This window comes from Mesorhizobium sp. M1403 (assembly GCF_040317695.1).
Classification (GTDB): domain Bacteria; phylum Pseudomonadota; class Alphaproteobacteria; order Rhizobiales; family Rhizobiaceae; genus Mesorhizobium.
In genome coordinates this window covers 1-12,227 of the sequence record NZ_JAMYKY010000014.1, presented here as the reverse complement: position 1 = coordinate 12,227, position 12,227 = coordinate 1, and the positions used below count along the sequence as shown (strand labels likewise).

Annotated in this window: 13 protein-coding genes; 9 read left to right on the top strand and 4 right to left on the bottom strand. The window is 64.3% G+C overall.

Features of this window, described 5'->3' with window-relative positions; all coding sequences use genetic code 11:
- Positions 1 to 4 precede the first annotated feature (4 nt).
- Together NKH01_RS21205 and NKH01_RS21200 are read left to right on the top strand one after the other, a co-directional pair.
- On the top strand, positions 5 to 226 hold the full coding sequence (locus tag NKH01_RS21205) for an AbrB/MazE/SpoVT family DNA-binding domain-containing protein (protein ID WP_023718425.1): 222 nt from the start codon (positions 5 to 7) through the stop codon (positions 224 to 226).
- Positions 223 to 612 carry a type II toxin-antitoxin system death-on-curing family toxin gene (locus tag NKH01_RS21200; RefSeq protein WP_353022203.1) on the top strand — a complete coding sequence of 130 codons (390 nt, stop codon included), beginning with the start codon at positions 223 to 225 and terminating at the stop codon, positions 610 to 612. The genes NKH01_RS21205 and NKH01_RS21200 overlap by 4 nt, the downstream gene beginning before the upstream one ends.
- Here NKH01_RS21200 and NKH01_RS21195 read toward each other — a convergent pair.
- Complete coding sequence (locus tag NKH01_RS21195) at positions 609 to 1,082, bottom strand: GreA/GreB family elongation factor (RefSeq protein WP_352566519.1); 474 nt, start codon at positions 1,080 to 1,082, stop codon at positions 609 to 611. The genes NKH01_RS21200 and NKH01_RS21195 overlap by 4 nt on opposite strands.
- A 121-nt stretch (positions 1,083 to 1,203) precedes the next feature.
- Here NKH01_RS21195 and NKH01_RS21190 point away from each other — a divergent pair, with 121 nt between their 5' ends.
- On the top strand, positions 1,204 to 2,580 hold the full coding sequence (locus tag NKH01_RS21190) for a TIGR03808 family TAT-translocated repetitive protein (RefSeq protein WP_353022201.1): 1,377 nt from the start codon (positions 1,204 to 1,206) through the stop codon (positions 2,578 to 2,580).
- Here NKH01_RS21190 and NKH01_RS21185 read toward each other — a convergent pair.
- Both NKH01_RS21185 and NKH01_RS21180 read right to left on the bottom strand, forming a co-directional pair.
- Positions 2,573 to 3,577, bottom strand: coding sequence for an asparaginase (locus NKH01_RS21185; protein WP_353022199.1), 1,005 nt, complete (start codon positions 3,575 to 3,577; stop codon positions 2,573 to 2,575). The two genes, NKH01_RS21190 and NKH01_RS21185, sit on opposite strands and share 8 nt — an antisense overlap.
- 130 nt (positions 3,578 to 3,707) lie before the next feature.
- Positions 3,708 to 4,874 (bottom strand): acetyl-CoA acetyltransferase, encoded by a 1,167-nt coding sequence (locus tag NKH01_RS21180; RefSeq protein ID WP_352483649.1) that lies wholly within the window; start codon positions 4,872 to 4,874, stop codon positions 3,708 to 3,710.
- Between NKH01_RS21180 and NKH01_RS21175 the strand changes: the two genes are divergently transcribed.
- Genes NKH01_RS21175 through betB form a run of 6 tightly spaced genes read left to right on the top strand, consistent with a single transcriptional unit; the run spans position 4,873 to position 11,398 of the window.
- Entirely contained in the window at positions 4,873 to 5,052 is a 180-nt protein-coding gene (locus NKH01_RS21175) for a hypothetical protein (RefSeq protein WP_353022197.1), read from the top strand. The genes NKH01_RS21180 and NKH01_RS21175 overlap by 2 nt on opposite strands.
- A 45-nt stretch (positions 5,053 to 5,097) precedes the next feature.
- Complete coding sequence (gene betI, locus NKH01_RS21170) at positions 5,098 to 5,688, top strand: choline-binding transcriptional repressor BetI (protein WP_353022195.1); 591 nt, start codon at positions 5,098 to 5,100, stop codon at positions 5,686 to 5,688.
- A complete protein-coding gene (gene betC / locus NKH01_RS21165; RefSeq protein ID WP_353022194.1) occupies positions 5,685 to 7,214 on the top strand; it encodes a choline-sulfatase in 1,530 nt (509 codons plus the stop codon). The genes betI and betC overlap by 4 nt, the downstream gene beginning before the upstream one ends.
- Entirely contained in the window at positions 7,214 to 8,221 is a 1,008-nt protein-coding gene (locus tag NKH01_RS21160) for a pyridoxal-phosphate dependent enzyme (protein WP_502905907.1), read from the top strand. The genes betC and NKH01_RS21160 overlap by 1 nt, the downstream gene beginning before the upstream one ends.
- A 3-nt stretch (positions 8,222 to 8,224) precedes the next feature.
- Entirely contained in the window at positions 8,225 to 9,877 is a 1,653-nt protein-coding gene (gene betA, locus NKH01_RS21155; RefSeq protein ID WP_023718434.1) for a choline dehydrogenase, read from the top strand.
- 57 nt (positions 9,878 to 9,934) lie between these two features.
- Positions 9,935 to 11,398 (top strand): betaine-aldehyde dehydrogenase, encoded by a 1,464-nt coding sequence (gene betB / locus NKH01_RS21150; protein ID WP_023718435.1) that lies wholly within the window; start codon positions 9,935 to 9,937, stop codon positions 11,396 to 11,398.
- Here the strand turns inward: betB and NKH01_RS21145 are convergent.
- On the bottom strand, positions 11,362 to 12,227 hold an 866-nt coding region (locus tag NKH01_RS21145), incomplete at its 5' end, for an AGE family epimerase/isomerase (RefSeq protein ID WP_353022191.1). The two genes, betB and NKH01_RS21145, sit on opposite strands and share 37 nt — an antisense overlap.

Below are 12,227 nucleotides of genomic sequence, written 5' to 3'. Positions count from 1 at the left end.
CACCATGAACACGACCATTCGCAAGATCGGCAATTCCGAAGGCGTGATCCTGCCGAGGGAGATTCTCGATCGTCTGAACCTGAAGGCCGGCGACCAGCTTCAAATCGTTGAAACAGGTGACGGTCTTGCGCTGAAGCCGGTGGACGACAGCTTCGAGCGGCAAATGAAAGCTGCCCGCGAGGTCATGGACAAATACAAGGTCGCGCTTCAGAAGCTCGCGGAATGAGCTGGGCGTTTCTGACGCGGCGTGCAGTCGAAGCGATGCACGCCGAGCAGTTGCGCCGACACGGCGGAGCACAAGGCTTGAGGGATGAAAATGCCCTTGAATCGGCGCTCGCCCGCGCCGAGAACAAGGCGAACTACAGAGACCCGTCGGTTGAAGAACTCGCAGCCACTTATGTCTTCGGCATCTCCCGAAATCATGCCTTTGTCGACGGCAACAAACGCACCGCCATCGTCGCGGCCGGCGCATTTCTGATTGTGAACGGTTGCGGCCTGACGGCCAATGACGGCACGATCTACGAATTTGTCATGGGCGCCGCCGCCGGTGAAATCGACGAGGCCGGTGCCGCGGCGTTCTTCCGCGATCATGTCGTCAAGCTCGAAGACTAACTATCGGAGAGCTTGACGATCTCCCATTCCTTGCCATTGACCACGGCAACTTCGCCGACCTTCTTGCCGAACAGGGCCATCGCCATCGGCGACATATGGGAAATTGTCCCCTTGGCCGGATTGGCTTCGTCCTCGCCGACGATCTTCCAGTGCACCTTCTTGCCGTCGTCGCTTTCCAGTGTGACGCCCATGCCGAAGCGAACCATGTCGCTGCCCGGTTCCGGCACGGAAAGCTCGGCGCTTTCCCGCCGCGCCGTCCAATAGCGAAGATCGCGCGAGACCAGCGCGATGCGCTCCCGGTCGGCCCTCTTCTCGGCTCTGCCCAGTTCGTCGCGCAGAGCGGCCACCTCAGCATCGATCAGCGCCAAGCCGCGTTCCGTCACCAGATTGCGGTGATGGCTGATCGGCCGCTCGCCGATGCCGGCAATGGCGTTTTCGCTGTCTTCCTCGCGGGTGAAGGCCCTGCTCATCCGATGAACTTAGGCCCGGCGCGACGACTCCACAAGCCATAGCCGGCAAACCGACCTCGGGGCCGATCCCGTCTGGCACGAATCCTGCGACATGATCTTTGAACGCCAGGGATCTGTGCCGATGTTGAACAGACGAACGCTGCTTACGCAGACCGCTGGCTTTGCAGTCATGGGGCTTTCGCTCGGCAAGGCAGCGGCGGAAAACCTGTCCGGCATCGACAAAGCCGCGATGCGCGGGGCGATCAATGCGACCGATCTCGGCGTCCGGCCCGGCGCGCTTGAGGACCAGAGCAAGGCTTTCACCAAGCTGCTGCGCGAAGCGCACGTTCGCGACATGCCGGTGTTCCTGCCGCCGGGGACGTATATCGTTTCCAACCTGTCGCTGCCCGGCCGCGTGCGCCTGTCCGGCGTGGCGGGCGCATCGCGGATCGTCTATGGCGGCAACGGCCATCTCATCATGGCGGAACAGGCCGAGCATATCGAACTCAGTGGACTGGTGTTCGACGGCAGCAAGCACTGGATGGGCGATTATACGCAAGGCCTGCTCGATCTGCGCCGCATCGCCCATCTGGTCGTCGACAATTGCCAGCTTAACGGCAGCGGCAAGAATGGTCTGGCACTCGAACACGCCTCGGGTCGTATCCAGCGCTCGGAGATATCCGGTGCGGCCGATGCCGGCATCTATTCGGTCGAGGCCGATGGCCTGGAAATATCAGGCAATAGCGTCTCCGACTGCGCCAATGGCGGCATTCTGGTGCACCGCTGGCAGGTGGCGGAAGATGGTACCATCGTCAGCGGCAACCGCGTCGAACGCATCCAGGCACGCAACGGCGGAACCGGCCAGAACGGCAACGGCATCAATGCCTTCCGCGCCGGCAATGTCATCATCTCCGGCAATATTGTTTCGGATTGCGCGTTTTCGGCTATCCGCGCCAACAGTGCCAGCAATTTGCAGATCACCGGCAACACCTGCTCGCGCTCGGGCGAAACGGCCGTGTATTCCGAATTCTCATTCGAAGGCGCCATCATCAGCAACAACATCGTCGATAGTGCTGCGAACGGTATTTCGATCGTCAATTTCAACGAAGGCGGCCGCATGGGGGTCTGCTCCGGCAACATCGTCCGCAACCTGTCGACCAGCGGCCCCTACCCTGCCGATGCGCCCGGCTTCGGCGTCGGCATCAGCGTCGAGGCAGACACCACCGTTTCCGGCAATGTCGTTGAGAATGCGCCGCTTTACGGCATGCAGATCGGCTGGGGACCGTTCATGCGCAATGTGATCGCCACGGGAAACATCATCCGCAAGGCGGGGACCGGCATCGTCGTCACCGTGGTCGAAGGTGCCGGGACGGCAATCATCTCCGACAATGTCATCGACGGAGTCCAGAACGGCGCGATCGTCGGCCAGCGCTGGGCCGAGCCGGTGACCGGCGACCTCGCCGCGTCAGGCAATGCCGGCTATGCGCATTTGACCGTCGAGCGCAATCACGTCAGTTGAGGGCGGCGGTGGGCCGGAGCGCGCCGACTTTGGCGCCGATCCGGCTTTCGATAGGCGGATTTGCCTGTTCGATCAGCTTTGCCGCCAGCGGCTGGTCTGCGTGCAAAAGCTTTGACAGCACGGCCGCGAGCATGACTTCAGTTGCGCGGCCGGCGCCGTCGTCGCATTTCAGCGCGATGCCAAGGCCAAGCTCTGGAAGGGCGGCACAATGGACGCCCTCGGCGCCCCCCTTGGCAAAGATCCGGCCGGGCGCGGCCTCCATCATCGCGACGTCGGACCTGCCAGTGCCGGCGACGAAAAACGGCTCGGCCATGCAGGCGGAAAGCAGCCGCTTCGCCGCCCGGGCGCGCACCGGCTCGAAGCTGGCGCCTGTCGCCATGCGGGCAAAGCCAAGCGCAAAGCTGCGCAGCGGCACGGCATAGGTCGGAATCGAGCAACCGTCAGTGCCACGGTGATCGGCGTCATGGGCAGCACCGGTCACCGCCTGCATCGCTTCGCGCACCATCTCCTGCGAAGCATGGCCAGCCTTGACGTAACCGCGATGGGCGATGCCGCTGTGAACGCAGGTGCATAGGAAGCCTGAGTGCTTGCCGGAACAATTGTTGTGCAGCGCGTTCGGCACGCTGCCGGCGCGGGCAAGCGCCAGCGTCGCCCCATGGCTCGACGGCCAATGCGCGCCGCATTCGAGTGCCGTCTCGTCCAGGCCGGCCTTCGCCAGCATAACCCTCGCGAGCTCGACATGTGGCGGCTCGCCGGAATGCGAGGCGCAGGCCAGTGCCAGCTCCCGGTCACCGAAGCCGTAGGCATCGGCAGCGCCGCTCTCGACCAGCGGCAACGCCTGGATCGCCTTGACCGCCGAACGCGGGAACACCGGTTGTGCCGTGTCGCCGATCTCCCAGACAGGCTTGCCGTCGGCGTCGAAGACGGCAACAGCGCCGCGATGCGCGCTCTCGACGATAGCGCCGCGCAAAACTTCGACCAGAACCGGATTTGTCATGAATTCCCCGCTAGCGCATGATCTCGAAACTCGGAATCAATTTTCGAAAAGGATCATGCGCAAAATCAAAGCGATATAGCGCCCTTTTGCGCGCGCGATGCGGCGCGCGCGCTGTAATGCGGGGCCGCTTTTATCTGATCCGGTCGAGAATGGAAACGTAGTTGGCGACCGCCGCGCCGCCCATGTTGAAGATGCCGCCGAGCTTTGCTCCCGGCACCTGGATGCCGCCCGCCTCGCCGACGAGTTGCATGGCGGTAAGCACATGCATCGATACGCCGGTGGCACCGATCGGGTGGCCCTTGGCCTTCAGCCCGCCGGACGGATTGACCGGCAGCCTTCCGTCTTTCGCCGTATCGCCATCCAAGGCCAGCTTGGCGCCCTCGCCCGGCTTGGCCAGGCCCATCGCCTCATACTCGATCAGCTCGGCGATGGTGAAACAGTCATGCGTCTCGACGAAGGACAGGTCGCCGAGCGTCACGCCGGCCTGCTTCAGCGCCTGGTTCCAGGCCTGCTCGCAACCTTCGAACGCGAGGATGTCGCGCTTCGACATTGGCAGGAAATCCTGCACATGCTCATTGGCGCGGAAGGCGACGGCGCGGCGCATCTTCAGCGCCGTCGCCGTGTCGGCGAGGACAAGGGCGGCGGCGCCGTCCGAAACCAGCGAGCAGTCTGTGCGCTTCAGCGGACCGGCGACGAAGGGGTTTTTTTCGCTTTCCTGCCGGCAGAACTCGTAGCCGAAATCCTTGCGCATCTGCGCGTAGGGGTTGTCGACGCCGTTCTTGTGGTTCTTGGCGGCGATCATCGCCAGCGCGTCCGACTGGTCGCCGTAGCGCTGGAAATAGGCTTGGGCGATCTTGCCGAAGACGCCGGCAAAGCCAGCCGGCGTGTCACCGTCCTCCGGCAGATACGAGGCCTTGAGCAGGTTCTTGCCGATCTCGGGACCGGGCGTCGTCGTCATCTGCTCGGCGCCGACCACCAGCACGATACGGGCGGCATTGGCGTCGATGGCGCGGATGCCTTGCCTGACCGCCGCCGAGCCGGTGGCGCAGGCATTCTCGACGCGGGTCGCCGGCTTGAAGCGCAGCCGGTCGTCGGCCTGGAGGACCAGGCTCGCGGTGAAATCCTGGGCGGAAAACCCGGCGTTGAAGTGGCCGAGCACGATCTCGTCGACGTCATCTGGACCGATGCCGGCATGATCAAGCGCCTCGACCGCCACCTTGGTGATCAGGCCCTCCAGCGTCTCGCCTTCGAGCTTGCCAAAGCGCGAATGCGCCCAACCGACGATGCATGCTGTCATGGCGATCTCCATCCTGCAGGCCCGGCTGCGCGATGTCGCGGCCGCTCGGCATTGTTCAAGGATGAACCGTTCCGCCGGTTTCGTGAAGGGGCCAGAACCGCACAATCGCTTGATCTTGATATCTGGTCATAATGCCTGGCGTTTGCCAGCAAATCAGGCTGAATTTTTTGTTGATTGATGCGTCAATAAAAAATAATCTTTATCCCAACAGGCTGGAGCAAGAATGCCGAAACTCGGAATGGAGCCGTTGCGCCGCAGGGCGCTTATCGATGCAACGATCTCGGCGATCGGCGAGCGCGGTTCGCTTGATGTCACGATGTCGGAAATCGCCGGGCGCGCCGGCGTGTCCTCGGCGCTTGCCCACCATTATTTCGGCGCCAAACACGAATTGCTGTTGGCGACGATGCGGCACATCCTGAGCGGGCTCACCGCCGATACGCGGCGCGCGCTTCGCACGGCCGGCACGGCGCGCCAGCGCGTCTCGGCAGTGGTCGCGGTCAATTTCTCCGACGTCCAGTTCCAGCCGGAAACGATCGCCGCCTGGCTCGCCTTCTATGTCGAGGCGCAGAAATCGGCAGCACTTCGCCGGCTGCTCAAGGTCTATGCACGGCGGCTGCATTCCAATCTGCTCAGCGGGCTGACCGGCATCCTGCCGAGAAGCGAGGCCGACCGGGTTGCCGAAGCGACGGCGGCGCTGATCGACGGGCTCTATATCAGGCGCGCGCTGAAGGACGGCGTGCCCGATGCCGCGACCGCGATCGCACTGGTTGAGGACTATCTCGAAATGAAGCTTAGCGGACGGCAGAAGCAGTGACATCCAAGCGACCCAACATCCTGATCGTCATGGTCGATCAGCTCAACGGAACGCTGTTTCCAGACGGGCCGGCAGACTTCCTGCACGCGCCACATCTGAAGGCGCTCGCCGCGCGTTCGGCGCGTTTTTGCAACAACTACACCGCCTCGCCGCTCTGCGCGCCGGGCCGGGCCGCATTCATGAGCGGCCAATTGCCGTCACGCACCGGGGTCTATGACAACGCCGCCGAATTCACCTCGTCGATCCCGACCTTTGCCCATCATCTGCGCGCCGCCGGCTATCACACCTGCCTCTCCGGCAAGATGCATTTCGTCGGGCCGGACCAGTTGCACGGCTTCGAGGAACGGCTGACCACCGACATCTATCCGGCCGATTTCGGCTGGACGCCGGACTATCGCAAGCCCGGCGAGCGGATCGACTGGTGGTATCACAATCTGGGCTCAGTGAGCGGTGCCGGAACTGCCGAAATCACCAACCAGCTGGAATATGACGACGAGGTCGCCTTCCATGCGGTGCAGAAGCTCTACGATCTTGCCCGCGTCTCCGACGACGTCGCACATCGGCCCTGGTGCTTGACGGTTTCCTTCACCCATCCGCACGATCCCTACGTCGCACGGCGGCGCTACTGGGACCTCTACGAGGATTGCCCGGCGCTCGAGCCCGAGATCGGCTTCATTCCCTACGACAGGCAGGACCCGCATTCGCAGCGGCTCTACCGCGCCAGCGACTATGATAGCTTTGACATCACCGCGGAGCAGATCCGCCGCGCGCGGCGCGGCTATTTCGCCAATATCTCCTATCTCGACGACAAGCTCGGCGAGTTGCTGTCGGTGCTCGAGCGCACGCACATGCTCGACGACACGGTCATCCTGTTCTGCTCGGACCACGGCGACATGCTCGGCGAGCGCGGCCTGTGGTTCAAGATGTGCTTCTTCGAAGGTTCGGCGCGGGTGCCGCTGATGATCGCCGGCAAGAGCATACACACCGGGCTGATCGACACGCCGGTCTCCAACCTCGACGTGACGCCGACGCTTTGCGATCTCGCCGGCATCGACATCAGCGCGATTGCGCCGTGGACCGACGGCCAGTCGCTACTGCCGCTGCTGAACGGAAGGAAACGCTCCGCGCCGGCGCTGATGGAATATGCAGCCGAAGGCTCGAACGCGCCGATGGTGGCGATGCGCGAGGGCCGCTACAAATTCATCCATTGCGAGATCGATCCGCCGCAACTGTTTGATCTTGAATCGGATCCGCTGGAATTGACCAACCTCGCCGCCGATCCGGCCAATGCGGCTTTGGTGGCGGCTTTCACCGGCAAGGTGCGGGAGCGCTGGGACATGGCGGCGTTCGATGCCGCGGTGCGTGCCAGCCAGGCACGCCGCTGGGTGGTCTACCCGGCGCTGCGCAACGGCACCCACTACCCTTGGGAATTCCAGCCGCTGCAGAAAGCATCGGAGCGCTACATGCGCAATCACATGAACCTCGACCTGCTCGAAGAGCAGAAGCGCTTTCCGCGAGGCAAATGATGGCAGACAGTCTCGTCCCCTCGCTCGACCATCTCAGGCAGGCCTATGCCGCCACCTCCAAGGCGACGCAGATCACGCCGCTGCTGGAATCGGCGGCACTCGCCCGCGAGACCGGCGCCGCCCGCTTCTTCGTCAAGGCCGAGTCGCTGCAATGGGCAGGATCGTTCAAGGTGCGCGGCGCCTACTGGCGGCTGAAGCGGCTGTCGCCTGACGAAGCCAAAAAGGGCGTCGTCGCCTATTCCTCCGGCAATTTCGCGCAAGGGCTGGCGGCGGCGGGCCAGGCGCTCGGCATTCCCGTCACCATCGTCATGCCGATCGACGCGCCGGCCGCCAAGCGCGACGCCACATCGGGCTACGGCGCGCACGTCGTGCTGACCGACCATGGCGAGCGCGCGCGTGAGGAAGTCGCTGCCGCCAGGGCGCGCGAGATCGCCGCGAGCGAAGGCCTGGCGCTGCTGCACCCGTTCGACGATCCGGAGATCGTCGCCGGCCAGGCCGGTGCCGGGCTGGAGGCCCTCGACCAGCTCGCCGCCAGGCAAACCGAGGCCGATCTTTTGTTCTGCTCGGTCGGCGGCGGCGGCCTGATCGGCGGTGTTTCGCTGGCCTTCCACTACCTGTCGCCAGCCACGAAGATCATCGGCGTCGAGCCGGAAGGTTTTGACGGCATGGGCTCGTCGCTGGCACATGGCGCCATCGAAACCATGCCGATCGGGCCGAAATCGATCTGCGACGGGCTGATGTCGCGGCGGCCGGGCGACGCGCCGTTCGCAGCTGCGAAGGCCGCCGGCGTTCGCGGCGTCACCGTCGACGATGCTTCGGTGCGGCGCGCTATGCGGATCGCCTTCGAGCGGCTGAAGCTGGTGCTCGAGCCTTCGGGCGCTGCTTCGCTCGCGGCGTTGCTCGGCGGCAAGGTCGACGTGACCGGCAAGACCGTTCTCGTAGTGGCAACCGGCGGCAACGTCTCGCTGGCCGATTTCATTGCGCATATGAACCATGGGCGCGCATGAACCATGCTTGAAGCGGATTTCGTCATCATCGGCTCCGGCTCGGCCGGCTCGGCCATGGCCTACCGGCTGTCGGAGGACGGCAAGCATTCGGTGATCGTCATCGAATATGGCGGCAGCGATATCGGGCCGCTGATCCAGATGCCGTCGGCGCTGTCGATCCCGCTCAACATGAGCCTCTACGACTGGGGCTTTGCCAGCGAGCCGGAGCCGCATCTCGGCGGCCGCGTGCTGGCAACGCCTCGCGGCAAGGTCATCGGCGGCTCATCCTCGATCAACGGCATGGTCTATGTGCGCGGCCATGCCCGCGACTTCGACCATTGGGCCGAACAGGGCGCGGCCGGCTGGGGCTTCGCAGACGTGCTCCCGTACTTCAAGCGAATGGAGGACAGCAATGGCGGCGAGAATGGCTGGCGCGGCCATGGCGGCCCGCTGACTGTGCAGCGCGGCTCGCGGACCAATCCACTCTACGGCGCCTTTGTCGAGGCAGGCCGTCAGGCCGGTTTCGAGCTGACCGATGATTACAATGGCGCGAAGCAGGAAGGTTTTGGGCCGATGGAGCAGACCATTCGTGGCGGTCGCCGCTGGTCGGCGGCGAGCGCCTATCTCAGGCCGGCACTCAGGCGGAAAAATGTCAGCTTGGTCAAGGGGTTCGCCCGACGGGTAATCATCGAGAATCAACGCGCCACCGGAGTCGAGATCGAAGCGCGCAAGCGGATTCAGGTGATCAGAGCGCGGCGTGAGGTGATCGTTGCCGCGTCCTCGATCAACTCGCCCAAGATCCTGATGCTGTCCGGCATCGGCCCCGGCCAGCACCTCAAAGAGAACGGCATTCCGGTGATTGTCGACCGGCCCGGCGTCGGCCGCAATCTGCAGGACCACATGGAACTCTACATCCAGCAGGAATCGACAAAGCCGATCACGCTGAACTCCATCTTGAACCCGTTCTCGAAGGCATTGATCGGCGCGCAGTGGCTGTTCTTCAAGTCCGGCCTCGGCGCCACCAATCATTTCGAGGCGGCCGCCTTTGTGCGCTCGCGCGCCGGCGTCGATTATCCCGATATCCAGTATCACTTCATACCGGCAGCAGTCCGCTATGACGGCAAGGCGGCGGCGAAGGCGCATGGCTTCCAGGCGCATGTCGGGCCGATGCGGTCGAAGTCGCGCGGTTCGGTCACGCTGCGCTCGCCCGATCCCAAATCGAAGCCGGTGATCCGCTTCAACTACATGTCGCATCCGGACGACTGGACGGAGTTCCGCCACTGCATCCGGCTGACCCGTGAGATCTTCGGGCAAGCGGCCTTCGATCCTTACCGCGGCAAGGAACTGTCGCCGGGTTCGCACGTACAATCGGACGACGAGCTCGACGCCTTCATCCGCGACCACGCCGAAAGCGCCTATCACCCTTGCGGCACCTGCAAGATGGGCCGTGCCGACGATGCGATGAGCGTCGTCGATCCGGAATGCCGCGTCATCGGCGTCGAAGGGCTGCGGGTCGCCGATTCCTCGATCTTCCCGCGCGTCACCAATGGCAATCTCAACGCGCCGTCGATCATGACTGGCGAGAAGGCCGCCGACCACGTTCTCGGGCGCTCGCCGCTGGCGCCGTCCAACCAGGAACCATGGATCAATCCGCGCTGGCAGGCGTCGGACAGATAGGCCATGATCCGGCGGACGCACATTCCGCCTGCCGCGAAAGACGATTGGAGAACAGTCATGCGCGCCCAGCCAACGGCATCGCATTATGTCAACGGCCGCTATATCGACGACGAGCGCGGCGCGCCGCTGCCGGTCATCTATCCGGCGACCGGCGAGACCATTGCCATGCTGCGCTCGGCGACGCCGAACGTGCTTGAACTCGCGATCGAAGCCGCGCGTGCGGCACAGCCGGCCTGGGCACGGCTGAAGCCGGTCGAGCGCGGCCGCATACTGCGCCGTGCCGCCGACATTTTGCGCGCCCGCAATGCCGATTTGGCGCGTATCGAGACGCTCGACACCGGCAAGCCGATCCAGGAGACGCTGGTTGCGGACGCCCCTTCGGCGGCGGATTGCCTCGAATATTTCGGCGGCGCGGTCGCCGCCTTTAATGGCGAGGCCGTCGATCTCGGCGGTCCCTTTGCCTATACCAGGCGCGAGGCGCTCGGCGTCTGCGTCGGCATCGGCGCGTGGAACTACCCGATCCAGATCGCCGGCTGGAAATCCGCACCCGCCCTCGCCATGGGCAATGCGATGGTGTTCAAACCGTCGGAAAACACGCCGCTTTCAGCGCTGGCGCTCGCCGAAATCTACACCGAGGCCGGGCTGCCCGACGGGCTGTTCAATGTCGTGCAAGGTTTTGGCGATGTCGGCGCCGGCCTTGTCGGCCATGAGGTCGTCGCCAAAGTCTCGGTGACCGGCTCAGTGCCGACCGGCCGCAAGGTGCTGTCGCTCGCCGGCTCGAAGATGAAGCACGCGACGATGGAGCTCGGCGGCAAGTCGCCGCTGATCGTCTTCGAAGACGCCAACCTCGAAAACGCCATCGGCGGCGCGATGCTCGGCAATTTCTATTCGACCGGTCAGATCTGCTCCAACGGCACACGGGTCTTCGTGCAGCGCAGCATCCATGACCGTTTCGTCGAAAGGCTGACCGAGCGGACCAAGAAAATCCGCATCGGCGACCCGCTCGACCAGGACACGCAGATGGGGCCGCTGGTCTCGAAGGCGCAGCACGACAAGGTCGTCTCATACATCGAGGCCGGCAAGCAGGATGGTGCGGTGCTCGCCTGCGGCGGCAATGTGCCTTCGCTGCAGGGTTTTCAGGGCGGCTTCTTCGTCGAGCCGACGGTGTTCACCGGTGTCACCGACACGATGCGCATCGCCCGCGAGGAGATTTTCGGGCCTGTCATGAGCGTGCTGAAGTTCGACAGCGAGGACGAGGTGATCGAGCGCGCCAACGACACCGAATTCGGCCTCGCTGCAGGCGTGTTCACGCGCGACCTGGCGCGCGCCCACCGTGTCATCGCCGAATTGCAGGCCGGCACCTGCTGGATCAACGCCTACAATCTGACGCCGGTCGAAATCCCGTTCGGCGGCTTCAAGCAGTCCGGCATCGGCCGCGAGAATTCGCTCGCGGCATTGGCACTCTATTCGCAGCTAAAGTCGGTCTACGTCGAGACCGGTGATGTCGCCAGCCCGTACTGATCCTTGCGGGCCGTACCGTCCAGATACTGCGTCAGCGCACAGACCAGATGGTAGAAGATGCTGGCCGGCACCTCGCTTGCCAGCGAGCGGCCACGCTCGTCGATGCGGTCGATCCACAGGCCGAGCGGTGCCGGATTGATGTGCCAGCGGAACAGCCGGCCGACACGCGCCTCGATTTCCGGCTTCAGGTCGGGACCGCCCGAGCCGTCCAGCGCGATCGCTGCCTTGATTGCTTCGGCCTGCGGCCAACTGCGCGAGACGCGGTCGAGCGGCAGCCCTTGCCGCGAGACGGCGCCGTAGGCGAGGCCTGTGGCGCGGTTCAGGCCATTGGCAATCGCCGACGCGTAGAGTTTCCTGGCGAGGCCGGTCAAGCCGCTCTGGCCGCTGCGGCCCGCGAAGTCGACCAGCAGCGAGGCCCATTCGAAATGATGGCCCGGTTCGGTCCACGTGCCTTTCTCGCCAGGGGCTGGCCGCCATTCATTGTCGAAATACTCACCCAGCGTCCAGCTTTCCGGGTCGAAGAAATGGCTGCGGAACAGATCGACGATGCGCGCGGCGCGGCGGAGATAGGCGCGCTCGCCGGTCGCCTGATGCCAGGCCAAAAACGCCTCGAGCAGATGCATGTGCGGGTTGGAGCGGCGTTCGCCCTCGCCGCTCGAGGTCTCGCGGAAGCCGGTCAGGCGTTCGTCCTCGAGATGCGCGTCGATGAACGCAAAGGTCTCCTCGCCAAGCCGCAATGCATCCGGATTGCCGCACATATGGGCATGCGCCAGCGCCAGAAGCACGCAGGAATGGTCATAGGCATCCTCGGCGGCATCGGCGACGGTGC

What these genes read in the sequence shown, in the direction of transcription:
- NKH01_RS21205 (WP_023718425.1), top strand. Translation starts at nt 5, where the DNA reads ATGAACACGACCATTCGCAAGATCGGCAATTCCGAAGGCGTGATCCTG.
- NKH01_RS21200 (WP_353022203.1), top strand. Translation starts at nt 223, where the DNA reads ATGAGCTGGGCGTTTCTGACGCGGCGTGCAGTCGAAGCGATGCACGCC.
- NKH01_RS21195 (WP_352566519.1), bottom strand. Translation starts at nt 1,082, where the DNA reads ATGAGCAGGGCCTTCACCCGCGAGGAAGACAGCGAAAACGCCATTGCC.
- NKH01_RS21190 (WP_353022201.1), top strand. Translation starts at nt 1,204, where the DNA reads ATGTTGAACAGACGAACGCTGCTTACGCAGACCGCTGGCTTTGCAGTC.
- NKH01_RS21185 (WP_353022199.1), bottom strand. Translation starts at nt 3,577, where the DNA reads ATGACAAATCCGGTTCTGGTCGAAGTTTTGCGCGGCGCTATCGTCGAG.
- NKH01_RS21175 (WP_353022197.1), top strand. Translation starts at nt 4,873, where the DNA reads ATGGCGATCTCCATCCTGCAGGCCCGGCTGCGCGATGTCGCGGCCGCT.
- NKH01_RS21180 (WP_352483649.1), bottom strand. Translation starts at nt 4,874, where the DNA reads ATGACAGCATGCATCGTCGGTTGGGCGCATTCGCGCTTTGGCAAGCTC.
- betI (WP_353022195.1), top strand. Translation starts at nt 5,098, where the DNA reads ATGCCGAAACTCGGAATGGAGCCGTTGCGCCGCAGGGCGCTTATCGAT.
- NKH01_RS21160 (WP_502905907.1), top strand. Translation starts at nt 7,214, where the DNA reads ATGGCAGACAGTCTCGTCCCCTCGCTCGACCATCTCAGGCAGGCCTAT.
- betA (WP_023718434.1), top strand. Translation starts at nt 8,225, where the DNA reads ATGCTTGAAGCGGATTTCGTCATCATCGGCTCCGGCTCGGCCGGCTCG.
- betB (WP_023718435.1), top strand. Translation starts at nt 9,935, where the DNA reads ATGCGCGCCCAGCCAACGGCATCGCATTATGTCAACGGCCGCTATATC.